The organism is Streptomyces sp. NPDC006294, assembly GCF_042870895.1.
Classification (GTDB): Bacteria; Actinomycetota; Actinomycetes; order Streptomycetales; family Streptomycetaceae; genus Streptomyces.
The window spans coordinates 244,360-260,849 of record NZ_JBIAHV010000003.1 but is presented as its reverse complement, the minus strand read 5'-3'; the positions used below and the strand labels follow the sequence as shown (position 1 = coordinate 260,849).

The window sequence follows — 16,490 nt, the reverse complement described above, 5'->3', positions numbered from 1 at the left end:
CCGGGCGGTCACCGGCGCGCACCCATCCCTGGCGGAAAGCGCCACCGTCCCATGGGCGACCACCGGGCGGGACGGGCCCCACGGGCCGGACCCGCCCCCGGGGACGCAAGCGCAACGACCGGGTCCGACCGGGCCCCCGGCTACTCCGGTTCGGGGGTGACGTAATACGCCGCGAACGCCGCCAGGACGTCCTCCTCGCCGATGCGGCCGTCGCCGTCCACGTCCAGCACCGCGCCCGCGGCCGCCGCGACCCCCGCGTCGACGCCCAGCGCGCCGAGCGCGCGCTCCACGGCGGCCGTGGTCACGCCGCGGCCGTCCACGTCGGCGAGCCGCATCACGGCGTGCACGAACGGCCGGGCGATCTCGCCGAACCGCTTCGGGTTGTCGCGCAGTCTCTTCACCGCGCTGGTCGCGAACTCCTCACGCGACACCCGCTGGTCGCCGTCCACGTCGGCGATGCCTGCCATACCCTGCCAAAACGCCTCCGCACCGCTGTAAAGGTTCTGCCCCTTGTCGGAGCGGGCGGGCACGGAGAATTCTGCGAGCAGCCTGGCCGCGGCCGAGCTGAAGTCCTCGCGGTCGATGTAGCCGTTGCCGTCCTGATCGAAAGCGGCGAACCGGGATGCGATCTTCCGCTCGTACTCTGCGCTGTCCATGCGGGGAGCGTAAGGCCCCGGGTGCCGGACTGTGTACGCGGCCGGGCAATTGCACAGCGGCAACGCCGAAGCGAAGGGCAGGTGACGGGTGTGCGACAGGGCGTACGGGGGCGCGCGGACGAGGCGTGAGGGCGCGTGAAGTTCAGGGCGCGTAAGCCGAGAACCGGGACATTCGGCGCGTCACGCCGTCAGCGGCTGCGCACCGTCGTCGGTGGCCGAGCCCGTGTCGGCGTAGACCTCGAAGAGGCGGCGGACGCCGAGCGCGCCCAACACCCGGTTGACGTGCGAGCCGTCCTCCGCGCCGCGGGCCGGCAGTATCAGCCGCAGCCGGCCCCGGCACGAGCGCATCAGCCGGCGCGCGGCGATCAGCACGCCGACGCCGCTGGAGTCGCAGAAGAACACCTCCGAGAGGTCGAGCACGACATCGTGGTGCCCGGCGGCGACCGCGTCGTGCACCCGCTGACGCACCACCGGCGACGACACGAGATCGAGCTCTCCGCGCACATGCAGCACGGTCCACGAGCCCTGCCGGCTCTCGGCCACATCGAGCATCACGTCTGGACCCCTCCTCGTACCGGCCGCAGAAGACCGGAAGCTGCCCTTCCACTGCCGCTGCCCGACCGGCCGTCGCTGAAACGCGACGTTCGTCACGGAGTGTTTCCGCGGCTCCCCCGACGGGTTCCTACCCGCCCTGGCCCGTACCATCCCGGAGTGCGAAGAGGGCCGGTTTGCGGCAAAGGCACGTACGTTGTCCGCCCGGCGCACTACATTCGAATGAGCGACACGTACGAAGGCAGAGGCAGCAGGGGCAGAGCGCAGCTTGGGGGCCGCATGACCAAGGACACACCTCAGCGCTGGGACCGCAGGATGCAGCAGCGGCTGGCACGCGGCGAGGCCGCGGCGCTCGGCGAGCTGTACGACAGGTTCGCCGCGCTCGTGCACAGCCAGGCCCACCGTGTGCTCGAGGACCACGAGGCCGCCGACCAGGTCACCCGCGAAGTGTTCGGGTACATATGGGAGAACCCGGACGCGTACGACCCCAAGCAGGGATCCATGCGGTCCTGGGTGGCGAAGCTCACCAACAGCCAGGCCGTGCACCGGCTGCGCCAGAGCGAGTCCGCGGCGCTCGCGGAGAGCGGCGGGGGCACGGCGGAGGAACTGGAGCAGAAGGTGCGCAGGGCGGCCGTCGCGGCCCGCGCCGACTACATCGTGACGTCCATGCCGGCGCCGCTGCGGGCCGCGCTGGAGCTGGCGTACTTCCAGCGCAGGGACTACCGCCAGACCGCGGCCGACCTCGGCGTCACGGAGGACGAGGCGAGGCGGCGGCTGCGCCTGGGGCTGCAACTGCTGTCCACGGCGAACACCCGCGCTTTCGAGGGCTTTTCCCCGCCCGGCTACGGATCCGCCCTGTGAACGGGCCTCTGAGCGGCGGTGAGGGTGACGGCGAAGGGGTACGGGGTGTGCCGCGCATTCCGTCTCCGCGCAGCGCCGCGGACGACCTCCACCCGGGCGCGTACCGCCCCGGGGCGGCAGGGCCGTCCGGCACGGCGCCCCGGGCCGAGCCCGCGCCGGACGGACCGCGCCCGGTGAAGGCGGACGGCGTGAAGGCGGCCCGGTCCGGGGCGGACGGTGCCGGCCCGGCCGCCGCCCCCTCCCACAAGGTGCTGAAGTCGCTGCTCGGCGCCTGGGCGCTCGCCGCGTGCTCCGCCGAGGAGACGACGGCCGTCGAGGACCATCTCGGCGACTGCGCCCAGTGCGCGGACGAGGCACTGCGGCTGCGGGACGCCGTCGGGCTGCTGCACACCGACCGCGACCTGGACCTCGACCCGATGCTGCGGTTCCGGGTGCTGGAGAACTGTCTGGGCCGGCGGCCCGCCCGTATCCCGGTGCCCGCGTGGGCCGATCCGTACGACGCGGAGACCGCCAGGCTCGACGCGCTGCTGCAGGACATCGGCGACTCGGAGTGGCACGCGCCGGTGCGGCTCAAGTGGTTCGACGGCAAGGAACAGGTGAGCCGCCGTACGACGGTGGCCGGTGTGATCGGGCATCTGCTGACCGTCGACGGCCTGGTCGTGGGCGCGCTCGGGCTCGACGACCCGCTGGGCCCGCACGCGCCGCTGCCGCCGGCCGCGCGCACCGAACTGTTCTGGGACGCCGCGAAGCACCCGCCCACCGGCGCGATCCGCGAGCCGTGGCGCGACCAGAGCCACGCCCTCATCCGCACGGTGTCCTTCGCGGGCCGCGGCGTCGACGAGACGTCCGTGTCGTACGGGGCGTTCGCGTTGCCGCTGCGGGACGCGCTGCTCGACCGGGCCTTCGAGTGCTGGATCCACGCGGACGACATCGCCGAGGCCGTGGCCTATCCGTACGCGTCCCCGAGCGGCACCCATCTCAACCGCATGATCGACCTGGCGGCCCGGCTGCTTCCGGCGGCCCTCGCGGAACGCAGACACGCAGGGCTCGCCGGGCCGCCGCAGCACCTGGTCACGGCGGGCTCGCCCGGCCGCTCGCTCCACCTGGAGGTCGAGGGCTCCGGCGGCGGCAGCTGGTACATCGCCCTCGACTCCCCGGCCGCCGTCGGCTGCCCGGACAGGTCCGTCGCCCAAGTCGCGCTCGACGGAGTCGAGTTCTGCAAACTGGTGGCCGGCCACGTCTCCCCCGAGGAGGCGGCCGCCGGCCAGGACGGCGACCGCGAGGCGATCCGCGACGTACTGTTCGCGGCCGCGGCGCTGAGCCGCCTGTAGCGTCCCCGGCGCATACGGGCACGGGCTCAGCGCTGCGCGGGCAGGTCCCGGCGGTGGCGGACCGGGGAGAGGAAGACGGGCAGGAAGGCCAGCGCGAGACAGCTCGCGCCCGTCCACAGGGCGGCGTCCAGTCCCGCGAACGCGCCGAGCAGGCCCGCCGTCGCGGAGCCGACGGCGATCGCGCCGGTGAGCATGAAGCGGAAAGTGGCGTTCATGCGGCCGAGCAGCGGGTCCGGGGTCAGCCGCTGGCGCAGGCTCACCCCGAGGACGTTGTCGACGCCGACCTTGAACATGACGACCAGCCAGCCGGCCCCGGCGACCCACAGCCACACGCCCCGGTCGACGAGCGGCAGCGCCAAAGCGGCGGGCGCCACCCAGAGGCCGGCGAGGCCGAGGGTGCGGCCGTGCCCGAGGGTCCGGCCGATCGGGCGCGCGCAGCGTGCGCCGAGGAGGACGCCGGCGCCACCGGCCGCCCAGTAGAGGCCCAGCGCACCGGCGGACAGGCCGAGTTCGCGGATGAAGAGCACCGGGAGCAGCGTGTTGACGATCTGCGAACCGAAGTTGATCAGGGAGGCCGTGAACGCGAGGGCGCGCAGCTCCGGGTTGCGCAGGACGTGCCGCACGCCTTCCGCGATCTGCGCCCCCAGCCGTCCGGCGGGCATCCGCGGCACGGCGGGGGCGGCCCCGGCCGCGGCCGTCCGCCGGGGTGCGACGGCCAGCCTGAGGGCCGACGCCAGATACAGCAGGCCCACCCCGACGACGGCCACCGGCGCGGTGAACAGCTGGACGATCCCGCCGCCCGCGCCCCGGCCGGCCACGTTGCCGGCGGCCTGCAGGCTCACCACCGCCGCGTTCGCCGGCACCAGGGCCTCGCGGTCCACGAGCCGGGGCAGGAAGCTCTGCGAGCCCACGTCGAAGAAGACCGTCGCGCAGCCGCCCAGCAGCACGACCGTGTAGAGCTGGCCCAGGGTGAGCACGTCCAGCGCCCAGGCCGCCGGCACCGAGGCGAAGAGAACGGCCCTGGCCAGGTCGGCGGCGATCAGCACCGGACGGTGCCGCAGCCGGTCCACCCAGGCCCCGGCCGGCAGGCCGATCAGCAGGAACGCCACCGTGCTCAGCGTGGCCAGCAACCCGACCTCGCCCGCGCTCGCGTCCAGCGCGGACACCGCGATCAGCGGGACGGCCACATAGCCGATGTTCGAGCCGAGCTGGCTGAAGAGGGTGGCGGTGAACAGGCCGCGGAACTCACGGGAGCGCCAAGGGCTCGGCTGCGGAGGGCACTCGGGGGCGGGCCTGGACGTGGAACCGGGCGGCGACGTGGGCATGGCGTTTACGCTGCCCGGACTCCGCCGCGCGCTCCAATGATTTAGCCTCGGCCGAATGGTGCTGGAAAGCCGCCCCGAGGGCGGCACGCTGGAGATCGCCTTCTCCGCCGAGGACGTCGCCCGCACACGCTTCGCCGTCTCCCCGCTGTGGGAGGCCGTCGCCAGTGTGCGGGTGCTCAAGGGCGCGGACACGCTCGGGACGCACCGCCGGTGGCTGGAGCGCGTACGCCCGCGTCTCGCCGCGGCGAAGCTGGACCTCGCCCCGCTCTCGGCGCTGATCGGCGCGCCGCCCGCCGGCATCCCCGGCTTCCTGGTGGCGCCGCCCACCACCCCGCAGCCCTCGCTCGAGGTGGAACTCGCGGCCCTGCGGTCCACGCCGCACACGCTGATCCGTACGACGACGCCGGCCGCCCGCGAAGGGGTCGCCGCCCTGCGCGCGGACCCGGGCCGGGGGCTCGCCCGGCTGGTGGACACGATCGCCGCGTACTGGGAGGTCGCGCTCGCCCCGTACTGGCCGCGCATCCTCGCCCTGGTCGAGGGCGACATCCTCTACCGGGCCAAACGGCTCGCGGAGGGCGGTGCGCGCCGCCTCTTCGACGATCTGGACCCGCGCGTCACCTGGGACTCCGGCACCCTCCAGGTGCTGCACCGCTGTGTACGCGGCGCCCGGGACCTGGAGGGCCGAGGCCTGCTGCTGGTGCCGTCCGTGTTCGGCGGGCAGCGGATCTTCTCGGACGTGGACAGCCCCGACTGGCAGCCCACCCTGCGCTATCCGCCCCGGGGCACGGGCACCCTGTGGGAGGCGCGGTCGCAGCCGCTGTCCGACGCCCTGGCCGGGGTCCTCGGCCGCACCCGCGCCCTGCTGCTGGCGGAGCTGTCGTCCCCCGCCTCCACCACCGAACTGGCCCGGCGGCTCGGCCACTCCGCCGGCGGGGTCTCGCAGCACCTGACGGCGCTGCGCGCGGCCGGCCTGGTCAGCGCGCACCGTACGGGGCGCGTGGTCCTGTACGCCCGTACGCACGTGGGCGAGTCGCTGGTGGGCGAATGACCCCCGGACACCCGCGACTCATTCGCCGCCGACGCTGAGGTTCGGGTTGCCGTCCGGGCCGTGCGGCTTCAGCTCGATCTGGATGGTGTGCGTGGTGTCGCGTGCCGCGGTCGCGCCGCCGCCGGCCGTCAGCACGCCGATCCGCAGCTCGGCCCGCCCGCTGCCCTCCCGCCGCACCTGCACGGCGAATTCGAGGTGCACGCTCTCCACGCTGAACCGCAGATCCCGTCCCTCGCCCGCCCGTTGGGCGCGCTCCAGCTCGTCACGGACCTGACCGATCACCTCGGCCAGCCCCACGACCGCGGTTTCGTCACGCTCAGCCATCGCGCACCCCGTCTCCCGTAGTTATCGTTACGCAGTATGAGCGAGCCGCTTCGCACATCCAACTCCACCGTTCAGGAGGAGAGTTGGCGGATACGTCTGCTCCGGGGCCCGGACCGGACGGACAGGCCGCTCGGCGCCGGCGTGCTGCTCCCCGGCGGACTGGTGCTGACCTGCGCGCATGTGATCCTGCTGCGCCCCGACTCCACCGGTGCGCGCGCCCCGCGGGAAGAGGTGTACGCGGACCTGCCCCGGATGGCCGCCGGCGACGGGGCGCAGCCGCTGCGCGCCCGGCTGCTGAGGGAGTACCTCGTCATGCCGACGGGGCAGTACGGCGGCGACCTGGCGCTGCTCAAGCTGGACCACGAACCGGCGGTCCCCCATGCCGTCCTGCACCGCCAGATCCCGGCGCGTGGCGACATGGTGCACTTCACCGGGTACCCGGAGGACCTGCCGGGCGGTGAACATCTGGACGCCCGGCTGATGGGCCGCGGCGGTCCCGCGCCGACGCCGGAGTGGGTGCAGCTCGACGCGCTGAACGCGCCGTACGTGGTGCGGCTCGGGTACAGCGGGTGCGCGGTGGTGCACAGCCGTACGCGGCGCGTCATCGGCATCGTGGCGCACCAGTTCGGCACGCCGCAGGCGCGGGTGCGCCGGGACCACGCGTACATGATCCCGACCGAGACGGTGCTGAAGCATCTGCCGCTGGAGCGGCTGGGGCTGACGGTCACGGGGAAGCCGGCCGTCTCGCACGATGTCGCGGTCGCCCACGACCGGACCGCCTCCGGGCGTGTGCCCGGTCTGCACCGGCGGCTGACCCGGTGGCTCGACGGAGCGCCGGACACCGATCCGGTGGAGCCGGTGTTCGCCGGGGAGGGCGAGCACGACCTGCTGCACACGGTCAGGTCGGTGCTCACCCTCGCCGACCGCGAGCAGAGCCCGCCGGAGACACACCCGTCCCGGACGAGCGGGACGGGTGCGGCGGACGGGGCGGACGATCCGCAGGCGGGCACGATCGACATCGCCGTCGACGCGACGAACCGGACGGTGGCGGACCTGGCCAGGGACGCGGCGGAACGGATCGGCCTGGACCCGCTTCCCGACGACACCGAGGGCGGTACGGGCGGCGGCGCGCGGTCCGGCCGCGATCTGCTCGACCGGATCGCGGAGGAGAGCCCGCCGCTGAGTGCCGCGTTCCTGTCCGTCGACCGGTCGGCCTCCGGCGACGACGAGATGCTGCGGCTCCTCGCCGCACTCCTCGCCCGTGGCCAGAGCCGGCTGCTGCTCGTCTTCAGCGACCCGCGCTCCCCGCTCCTCGCCCGGGTGCGCACGGAACTGCTCGGCCCCGACTGGGCCGCCCGCCGCACCGAACGGCTGGGCATCCGGGTCAGCCGGCTCGCGGAGACCGAGCAGCGGCTGCACCAGCTCTCCGGCCGGCGGCCCGCCGCCCTCGCGCCCCGGCTGCGCCGGACGCTCGAACAGCTGGGCCCGGACGGCCCGTTGAACGGCTCCGAGGACCAGCCGCACGCCCTGTTCCGCTGCGCCGTCGACATCGAGGCCGCGCTGCTGGACGCGGAGAACGCCGAGCAGGAGCTGAACGGCCCCGCCGGACCACGCGAGTTCGTCGTCGAGCCCCCGGGCGACGGGCTGACCGACCTGCCCGCCGTCGCCGTGCGCGACCCCGACGCCCTGGTCACCGGTCAGACCGGCGACCGGCTTGCGGGCGGCGAGCGGCTGCATCAGCAGTACGAGGTGGTGGGACCCATCGGCCAGGGCAGCCACGGCAAGGTGTATCTCGCCCGCGACCTGCTCCTGGAGAACCGCCCCGTCGCCCTCAAGGGCATCCTCGACCCGGGCGATCCGGCCGCCGTGCTCCAGGCCCACCAGGAGCGGCTGCGGCTCGTCAGTCTCAACCACCCGTCGGTCATCCGGGTCGTCAACTACGCGCGCCACGAGCCGACGGCGGCCGAGTTCATCGTCATGGAGTTCGCCGACGGGGCGCCGCTGTCGTGGGTGGGGTCCAGGATCGCGCGGCGGGTCGAGCCGTTCGCGGGGCCGCGGGTGCGGGAGTTCATCGTCGCGTACGGTCTGCTGGTCCTCGAGGCGCTCGACTACCTGCACCGGGAGGAGAGGCTCGTCTACGGCGACCTGTCGCTGACCAACGTCCTCCACTGCGGCACCGGCATCAAGCTCATCGACGTCGCCGGCGTACGCGAGCCCGGCGCACCGGGGCCGGTCAGCCACCGGCCGCCCGAAAGCGGGCCCACCGGCGGGATGACCACCGCGGGCGACCTCTACACGGTCGGCGCGGTCCTCGGGGAACTGCTCGCCAAGGACCCGGCGCCGCCGTCCGACCTCGGCACCGAGTCGCTGCGGCGGGCCCTGTCCCGCGCCACGGCCGCCGATCCGAGGCAGCGCTACGCCTCCGCGCAGGAGATGGCCGTCCAGTTCCGCGGGGTGCTGCGCGAGCTGCGGTCGCTGCGGCTGGACGAGGAGACGTTCGAGCCGTCCCCGCTCTTCGACTCGGCCGCCATCGCGCTCGACGGCCGGCTGGGCAGACCGCCGCCGCTCGAACGCTGGCGGGCGGACGGGCCGGCCGACCGGCTCGGCGCGCATGTGCCGGAACCGGCGGAGGCGGCCGTGGCCCTGCCCGTGCCGAAGGCCGACGTGCGGGACCCGAACTGGAAGGAGCTCCAGCGCACCTCGCACGACGACCCGGCCGGGCTGCTGCAGCTCAGCAACGAGTGGCTGCCGTCGCCCGAGCTCCATCTGCTGCGCTGCCGGCTCCACCTGGAGCTCGCCGGCACCCGCCGCCACGGCCGCGACAAGGAACTGGTCACCGCCGCGGTGGAACTGGACCGGGCCGGGCGGCTGCTCGGCGACCGGTCCCGCTACGACTGGCGACTCGACTGGCACCAGGGCCTGACCCAGCTGGCGCACGGACGGCTGAACCGGGCGCTGGAACGCTTCGACGCGGTGTACGCGGCGATACCCGGCGAGTACGCGCCCAAGCTGGCGCTCGGCTACTGCCACGAGAAACTCGCCGACGAGTGGCGGACCGGTGAGCCGGCGGCCGGGGAGACGCGGGAGGAGCACGAAGAGCAGGCCATGCTCTTCTACGACGCGGTCTGGCGGCGCAACCACGCACTGGGCGCGGCGGCCTTCGGGCTGGCCCGCATCCACCTCGCCCGCCACAGCCCGGACCGGGCCCTGGCCTCCCTCGACGGCGTCCCGCCCGACTCCCGGCACCGCACCGCCGCGCGTACGGCCATGGTCCGCATCCACGCCGGCACACCGACGGTCGCCTCCGCGATCCGCGCCCACGCCGCGCTGCACCGGCTGGCCGGGCACGAGGGCCTGACGGACCCGCAGGCGCAGGAACGGCTGATCGCGGAGCTGCGGGAGCAACTGCTGGAACTGGTCCGGGCGCAGGGCCCCGACGTGCTCGCACAGCTCCGCGCCGCGCTGCCCGCGGCGGTGCCGGTGCCGTCGACCGAACGGGAACTGCGCGAGCAACTGTCGACGAGCTACCGCCGGCTGGCCAAACAGGTCCCGCGCACGGACCGGGCGGAGGGAGCGGCGCTGGCGGAGGCACTGCTGGACAACGCGTACAGCACGCGGCCGTTGGGGCTGCGGCACGCGAGGGCGCGGGCGGGCGGGGGCACGTGGGCGTGGCGCCGCCGCCCCGCGCCCCGCGGCTGACCGCCTGCGGCGGGGCGCCCAACCGGGGGCGGGCCCCGGGCCCCGCACCGCCCTCCGGGCGGCGGGCCGGGCTCCGCCCGGGCCCGGTACCGCGCTTCGCGCGATGGCCTCAATCGCCGGCCGGGCTTGAGTTGCCCGGCAACTTCAGCCCCGCTGGGGGCACCTCCCACGGCCGCCAGGCCGTAGGGGGAGTTTGAGGCGCGGGTCCGGGCAGAGCCCGGTTTCGGGAAGGGGCTGGGTGGGGAACAGGCCGCCGGAGGCGGGACGGGCGAGGGAGGGGACGGATGAGCGTCGTGGGGTGGGGCAGGGCGCTGGGGCGGTGGAGCGCCGGGGCCGGGCCCGGACTGTGGGCGTGGGCCGTCGGGCGCGGACCGCGCGGCCGGCGGCCGACCGCCGCGTTCCTGCGGCGCCGCATGCTGATGCTGCCCGCCCTCGCGTTCGTCGCGCTCGCGCTCTGCGCCGCCGCCTACGCCGACGTGCACGACCGCTCCGAGCGGCTGCGCCACCGCTCCGTCCCGGCCCTGGAGGGGCTGGCGCACGCGCGGACGTCACTGGGACTGGCGCAGGCGCAGGCCGAGTTGCGGCTGCTGACGGCCGCGCAGGCGGGGAAGGTCGAGCTGGGTGAGACGTACCGTTCGCGGCTGACGGAGGCGTCGCAGAGCCTCAACCGGGTCGCCCAGACAGGGGCGCTGAGCCGCGGGCAGGAGCAGGAGCTGCGGGTGGTGTCCGGGCTGGTCGTCGCGTACGGGGACAAGATCGCCTGGGCGGACCGCAACCGGTCCAGCGACGTGCTGCGCGAGGCCGGTGTCGCGTACGCGGCGGACCTGCTCGACAGCCCCTCGGGCACGGACGCGACCGGCCAGGAGGAGGAGCCGACCGCGGTGCTGGACCGGATCGAGGGGCTGGAGCGTCAGCTGCGGCAGGAGACCGCGGGCCTGGCGGCCTGGAGCCCGCTGACGCTGACCGCCGCCGCGGCCGCCGTGCTGACGACCGCGGTGTTCGGTTTTCTGGCGGTCGGCACGGCGGTGTTCCTGCGGGACCGGCTGCGGCTGGTGAGCGTGCAGCTCGCGGCCGGCGCGCTGCCGGTGCTGCTCACGCCGGTGCTGCTGGCGTTCGGCGGGGCGCAGGAGCAGGGCGCGCAGCAGGGCGCGCGTACGGCGGTGGCCGAGCTGGCGGACGTCGGGGCGGTCCGGGCCGCGCCGCGGGAGATCGAGGAGACGACGGACACGGCGTACGCCCGGATCAGCGCGGCGAACCCGGACGGCTGGTCGCTCACGGCGGGGATCGTCGTCCCGGCCGCCGGGGTCGGCGCGCTGGCGTGCGGGGTGACGCTCTACCTCTACGGCAGGCCGTATCCGGCCGCCCGCACGGCCCTGAGACGGAAGTACACCGAGGCGTGAGGAACCCATGACGAGACACGGGAGACGCGGGGGCCTGCGGGTGCTGCTGGCCGGATGCCTGATCGCCGTGGCGTCGGCGGCCGGCTGCGGCGGTCCGCCGGAGGCGCGCACGCTGGTCGTGCTCGGTCCGTGGACGGACGGCGAGGAGACGCCGTTCGTCGACGCGCTGGCCGCCATCGGCCGGCAGACGGGGCACCGTTACGTCTACAAGGGCACCCGTTCGCTGCGCGAGACGCTCGTCGCCCAGCTCCAGGCGGGCGCGCCGCCGGACATGGCGATCCTCAACAGCCCCGGCGAGCTGGCCGAGTACGCGCGGGCCGGTGATCTGCATCCGCTGCCGGAGCGGGTGGCGGGCGCGGCCGTCACGCCGTGGGCGCCCACGGTCACGGTCCAGGCGGCGGGCGGTGAGGCGCGGACCCGCGCGTACTGGGCGCCGATCCGGGTGGATCTCAAGTCGCTGGTGTGGAGCCGCGCGGACGCGGCGGACACCGAGCCCGTGTGGTGCGTGGGCCTCGGTTCCGGCGCGACCTCCGGGTGGCCCGGCACCGACTGGCTGGAGGACCTGATGCTGCAGCGCAGGGGCTCGGCCGCGTACGAGGACTGGGCGACGGGCCGGACACCGTGGGAGAAGACGCGCCCGCTGTGGGAGGAGTGGGGGCGGCTGCTCACCGCGGGCGGCCGCACACCGGGTGCGCAGGAGCTGGCGGACTTCCAGCTGCTCGACGACCGCCGCCTCGGGCTGCTGAACCGCGGCGACTGCACCCATGAGCACCAGGGCTCGTTCATCCGCAGGCACTACGGCGACGACGTGCGGCCGACGCCGACGGCCCGCTATCTGGCCGGGGTGCCGACACCGGCGGAGGACGGCGAGAACGCCTTCGAGGTGTCCGGCGACATGGCCGCCGTGTTCCGCGAGAGCGACGCGGCGTGGGACCTGCTCGGCCGGCTCACCTCAAAAGAGGCCCGCCAGAGCTGGGCGGACGCGGCGCTCCCCGGTGAGCGGCCGTTCTTCCCCGGCCATGCGGCGTCCTCGGTCCCGGCGTCGAGGCCCACCGCGGCGGTGCAGCGGCTGTTCGACACGGCGGGCCGGATCTGTTTCGACGCCTCCGACGCGATGCCGCCGACACTGCGGGACGCCTTCCACCGGGCGGTGCTGGAGTTCGTGGGCGACCCGCGTGACAGGGCGCTGCTGGACCGGCTGCTCGGGCAGCTGGAGGCGGAACGGCAGCTGCAGCTCCAGGAGAAGGCGTTCGTGCTGGACGACCTGTGCGACAACCCGGTCCCGGACTAGCCGGTCCGGGCCTCGGGGCGTCAGGCGAAGACGACCGTACGGCGGCCGTTGAGCAGGATGCGGTGCTCGGCGTGCCACTTGACCGCACGCGCCAGCGCCTGGCACTCGACGTCCCGGCCGACCGCGACCAGCTGCTCGGGGGTGACCTCGTGGCCGACCCGTTCGACCTCCTGCTCGATGATCGGACCCTCGTCGAGGTCGGCCGTCACATAGTGCGCGGTCGCGCCGATCAGTTTCACGCCCCGGGCGTGCGCCTGGTGGTACGGCTTGGCGCCCTTGAAGCTCGGCAGGAAGGAGTGGTGGATGTTGATGATGCGGCCGCTGAGCTGCTTGCAGAGATCGTCGGAGAGCACCTGCATATAGCGGGCGAGCACGACCAGCTCCACGTTCTCGTCGTGCACCAGCTCCAGCAGCCGGGCCTCGGCCGCCGCCTTGGTGTCCTTGGTGACCGGGATGTGGTGGAACGGGATGCCGTACGAGGAGACGAGCTCGGCGAAGTCCGTGTGGTTGGAGACGACGGCCGCGATCTCGACGGGCAGGGCGCCGGTGCGCGACCGGAAGAGCAGGTCGTTCAGGCAGTGCCCGAACTTGCTGACCATCAGGACGATCCGCATCCGCTCCTCGGCGAGATGGATCTGCCAGTCCATCTGGAAGGCGTCGCCGACGGCGGCGAAGCTGGCCCGCAGCTTGTCCACCGTGACCGGGGCCTCCGCGGAGAAGTGCACCCGCATGAAGAACAGACCAGTGTCCCTGTCACCGAACTGCTGGCTGTCCTCGATGTTGCATCCGGTGATGAAGAGGTAGCTCGAGACGGCGTGCACGATGCCCTGTTTGTCCGGGCAGGAGAGCGTCAGGACGTACTGGTCGGTCATCCTCGTAGCCTGCCACATCCGGCGGCCGGGCCCGGGCGGACGTCCGTCAGGCGGACCGCGTCATGATCCGCAGCACCTCGAGGGAGCGCGGCGGGGCGTCGGGGTCCTCCCCGTCGCTCGCGGCCATGCTCACATGCGCGTCGCGCGCCGCCCGCACGGCCTCCGGCCAGCCGTGGTGCTCCAGATACGCGGAGACCGGGGCGTCCGCGCCGACCTGGTGCATGATCCGCAGCACCCGCAGCACGGCGACGTCCACGAGGGCCGCCTCTGCGGAGTCCCGGAAGATCGTCCCGACGTACTTCTCGGCGGACCAGTTGTCCAGCCAGGTGTCCTCGACCAGGCGGTACACGGCATCCGTGACGTCGCCGTATCCCTCGAGCCCCGCCAGCCAGCATTCCTGGTGGAAGACGGGGTCGGAAAGCATGTGCAGCGCCGAGCGCACATTGCTGCGCCAGCGCCACCAGGGCATGTCGTTGAGCGGCATGCCGCCCATGGTGGGGGAGCGACGGCCGCGACGGGAAGAGTTGTCCGAACCTTGCTGCACGCCTTCGATCGTACGTTCCCCTTTCGCTCAACCGGACCCACCCCGGCAATTCACTTCGACGTCACCCCGCGTTGCACCACGCTCACCGTGCCGTTACCTGCGACCGGAAGCGTGCACAGTCATGACCGGTAGGCGTGACTCCTCCTCCCCTCGCCCCTGCAAGACCTTCTCAGTCCGTACGGCGTGTACGGCGGCGGTGGCGGCCGGAGTGTCGCTCATCGCCGGATGCGGCGTTCTCCCTGGAGACCCGGGGGGCTCCAGGGGGACCGTCACCGTCATGACCTTCGCCCCCGAGGACACCAAAGCCACCAACATGCCCGGTATGCCGTCGATGGCCGAGGCGTACGCCCGCTGGGCCAAGGCCAACGGCGGCATCGACGGCCACGAGCTGCGCGTCATCACCTGCAACGAGCAGAACACGCCGAAAGGCGCGGCGACCTGCGCCCGCGATGCCGTCGACGAGGGCGCCGTCGCGGTGGTCGGCTCCTACAGCCAGTACGGCGACGCCTTCATGGCGCCGCTGGAGGCGGCCGGCATCCCCTTCATCGGCGGATTCGGCGTCTCCGACGAGGAGTTCACCAGCTATCTGTCCTATCCGGTCAACGGCGGCCAGGCCGCCCTGCTCGCCGGGAACGGCGAGCAGCTGGCCGACGTCTGCGACCGGGTCGCGCTCGTACGGCCGGACAGCCTGGCCGGCGACGACCTGAACGAGCTCCTCAACGCCGGCCTGACCCGCGGCAGGGCACGCAAGTCGGCGGACATCCTCGCCGCCGACAACGCCACGGGCTACTCCGACGAGGCGCGGCAGGCCCGCGAGCGGGCCGCGGAGCCGGCCGGGACCGGTACCGCGGACGGGGCCGACGACGGCCGGCCCGGCTGTGTCACAGCGGCGCTCGGCGACCGTACGGAGACCTTCTTCGACTCGTACCGGCGGCTGCCGGACGACGGCCGGGACATCAGGATCTCGTCGGTCATGGGCAGCGTCGGGCAGCCCCTCATCGACAGCACCGGCGGCCGCAACGGCCTCTACGAGGGCGCCTACGTCACCGGCTGGTACCCGGACGCGGCCGACTCCCGCTGGGACCGGATGCGCGACGTCATCCGCACCCACGCCTTCGGCGACAACACCCTGGATCCGGCGGACGCCGGCGTGCAGACCACCTGGATCGCGTACACCGTGCTGGACAAGGTCATCCGGGCGATCGACAGCGACAGCGTCACCCCCGGCAAGATCTCGCACACCCTCGACCAGGGGCTGAAGGTGTCGACCGACGGCCTGACGCCGGACCTGCGGTGGGGTTACGAGGACATGCTCGGCGCCGCCGACTACCCGCGGATGGTCAACAGCAGTGTGACGTTCCAAGTGGTGCGCGACGGGCGCCTGGTGACGCAGCGCCAGGACTTCGTGGACGTCGGCCCGACCCTGCTGGAGGCGTCGTAGCCCCGCGGGGCCGCACAGCCCCGGCCCACCACCGCCCCTGCCACCGCCCCTGCCACCGCCCCCGGTCCGCAATTCCCGGAATTCCCGGCCGGGGGCGCTTCCTTCGTCTCAGAGCTGGCGGCTGCTGCGCTCGGTCAGCTCGTACTTGCGGGCGATCGCGTTCCACAGCTTCGACGCCTGGTTCTTGGCCGTCGTGGCCTCGCTGCTCGCCTGGTTGCCCATGGCCGTCTGCTTGGTGTCGCGCGCCTTGCCGTCCTTGCAGCCCTTCTTGCCCTTGACCTGCTGCGCCCACGCCGCGTAGTGGTCGTCGGCGGACGCCGACGCCTGCCACGCCTCGGTGAGCGACGCGGTCAGCGCGGCGTTGTCCGGCAGCTTGTCCACGGACAGGGCGTTCAGCCGGGTCACCAGGTCGCGCCGCTGCTGGGCGGCGTCCTTCAGATCCGCGGTGGCCCGGTCCAGGTTCTTGCACGCTCTGATGTTCTGCACCGAGCGCACGACGGCGTCGCGGCTGCTGCTGCTGTCGGCGAGGAGCCTGTCGAGTTCCTTGGCCTGCGGCTCGGCCGGGTCCTCCTCCTCGGCGGAGGGGCTCGCCGCGCTCGGCGTGGGGGACTCGGCCGCGACGATCTTGTCGGGGGCCGGGTCCGGGTCCTTGTCGTCGTCGCCGAACATCACGGCGCCGACGCCGATACCGAGCACGGCACACCCGATGACGAGCGCGGCGACGACGGGCGCGGTGGACCGGCGGCGCGGCTCCGGCTCGGGGTCGTACGGCGGCTCGTACCGGCCCGGCTGCTGGTAGCGGGGGGACGGCGGCTCCTCGAAGCGGGGCATCTGCTGGGTGGCGTCGGCCGGTTCGGCCCCGTCGTGGCCCTCGGAACGGAAGAGGCTGTCGAACTCGGCGGGCGGCCGGCGGTCCTCAGGGGCGCCGGGCCGGACGCCGAAGGACGCCCCGGGGGGCGCGGGCGGCACGGGCGCGATGTACTGCGTGGCGTCCGCGTCGGGACCCTGGGGGGCGCTCTGCGGGCTCTGCCCGTCCTGCGGTCCGCCGGCGTCGACTCGCCCGAGGAAGGTCGTCGACTCCGCGGGCATCTCGGGCGGCAGCGCACCGGGTCCGACGGGCGCGATGTACTGCGTGGCGTCGGCGTC

The 16,490-nt window shown here is 73.9% G+C and carries 14 protein-coding genes; 7 read left to right on the top strand and 7 right to left on the bottom strand.

The window, feature by feature from the left end; genetic code table 11:
* Positions 1-140: 140 nt before the first annotated feature.
* Together ACFYOP_RS06725 and ACFYOP_RS06720 are read right to left on the bottom strand one after the other, a co-directional pair.
* Entirely contained in the window at positions 141-656 is a 516-nt protein-coding gene (locus ACFYOP_RS06725; protein WP_356899107.1) for an EF-hand domain-containing protein, read from the bottom strand.
* A 180-nt stretch (positions 657-836) separates the two neighbouring features.
* Positions 837-1,211: an STAS domain-containing protein gene (locus ACFYOP_RS06720; protein WP_356899106.1), complete on the bottom strand. Its 375-nt coding sequence runs from the start codon at positions 1,209-1,211 to the stop codon at positions 837-839.
* Positions 1,212-1,487: 276 nt separating this feature from the next.
* Between ACFYOP_RS06720 and ACFYOP_RS06715 the strand changes: the two genes are divergently transcribed.
* Complete coding sequence (locus ACFYOP_RS06715; protein WP_356899105.1) at positions 1,488-2,069, top strand: sigma-70 family RNA polymerase sigma factor; 582 nt, start codon at positions 1,488-1,490, stop codon at positions 2,067-2,069.
* A complete protein-coding gene (locus ACFYOP_RS06710) occupies positions 2,066-3,400 on the top strand; it encodes a maleylpyruvate isomerase N-terminal domain-containing protein (RefSeq protein ID WP_388450984.1) in 1,335 nt (444 codons plus the stop codon). Before ACFYOP_RS06715 ends, ACFYOP_RS06710 begins: the two co-directional genes overlap by 4 nt.
* 26 nt (positions 3,401-3,426) lie before the next feature.
* On the opposite strand, the gene ACFYOP_RS06705 is transcribed toward ACFYOP_RS06710, so the two are convergent.
* A complete protein-coding gene (locus tag ACFYOP_RS06705) occupies positions 3,427-4,725 on the bottom strand; it encodes an MFS transporter (RefSeq protein WP_356899103.1) in 1,299 nt (432 codons plus the stop codon).
* A 55-nt stretch (positions 4,726-4,780) separates the two neighbouring features.
* On the opposite strand from ACFYOP_RS06705, the gene ACFYOP_RS06700 reads away from it, so the two are divergent.
* Positions 4,781-5,773 (top strand): winged helix-turn-helix domain-containing protein, encoded by a 993-nt coding sequence (locus ACFYOP_RS06700; protein WP_356899102.1) that lies wholly within the window; start codon positions 4,781-4,783, stop codon positions 5,771-5,773.
* 18 nt (positions 5,774-5,791) lie between these two features.
* Here the strand turns inward: ACFYOP_RS06700 and ACFYOP_RS06695 are convergent, their stop codons facing one another.
* Complete coding sequence (locus ACFYOP_RS06695) at positions 5,792-6,097, bottom strand: trypco2 family protein (RefSeq protein WP_356899101.1); 306 nt, start codon at positions 6,095-6,097, stop codon at positions 5,792-5,794.
* Positions 6,098-6,133: 36 nt separating this feature from the next.
* Here ACFYOP_RS06695 and ACFYOP_RS06690 point away from each other — a divergent pair, with 36 nt between their 5' ends.
* From ACFYOP_RS06690 to ACFYOP_RS06680, 3 genes are all read left to right on the top strand, one after another.
* The gene (locus ACFYOP_RS06690) at positions 6,134-9,796 is read left to right on the top strand and encodes a tetratricopeptide repeat protein (protein ID WP_356899100.1); all 3,663 of its coding nucleotides are present in this window, start codon (positions 6,134-6,136) and stop codon (positions 9,794-9,796) included.
* 284 nt (positions 9,797-10,080) lie between these two features.
* The gene (locus ACFYOP_RS06685) at positions 10,081-11,196 is read left to right on the top strand and encodes a hypothetical protein (RefSeq protein WP_356898343.1); all 1,116 of its coding nucleotides are present in this window, start codon (positions 10,081-10,083) and stop codon (positions 11,194-11,196) included.
* 7 nt (positions 11,197-11,203) lie between these two features.
* Complete coding sequence (locus ACFYOP_RS06680; protein ID WP_356898344.1) at positions 11,204-12,487, top strand: extracellular solute-binding protein; 1,284 nt, start codon at positions 11,204-11,206, stop codon at positions 12,485-12,487.
* Positions 12,488-12,507: 20 nt separating this feature from the next.
* Here the strand turns inward: ACFYOP_RS06680 and purU are convergent, their stop codons facing one another.
* The gene (gene purU / locus ACFYOP_RS06675) at positions 12,508-13,359 is read right to left on the bottom strand and encodes a formyltetrahydrofolate deformylase (protein WP_356898345.1); all 852 of its coding nucleotides are present in this window, start codon (positions 13,357-13,359) and stop codon (positions 12,508-12,510) included.
* A 46-nt stretch (positions 13,360-13,405) separates the two neighbouring features.
* Positions 13,406-13,852, bottom strand: a complete 447-nt coding sequence (locus ACFYOP_RS06670; protein ID WP_356898420.1) for a hypothetical protein — start codon at positions 13,850-13,852, stop codon at positions 13,406-13,408.
* A gap of 172 nt (positions 13,853-14,024) precedes the next feature.
* Between ACFYOP_RS06670 and ACFYOP_RS06665 the strand changes: the two genes are divergently transcribed.
* Entirely contained in the window at positions 14,025-15,344 is a 1,320-nt protein-coding gene (locus tag ACFYOP_RS06665) for an ABC transporter substrate-binding protein (RefSeq protein WP_356898346.1), read from the top strand.
* Positions 15,345-15,452: 108 nt separating this feature from the next.
* On the opposite strand, the gene ACFYOP_RS06660 is transcribed toward ACFYOP_RS06665, so the two are convergent.
* Positions 15,453-16,490, bottom strand: a 1,038-nt coding sequence (locus tag ACFYOP_RS06660; protein ID WP_388450979.1) for a hypothetical protein, incomplete at its 5' end; no start/stop codon positions are given.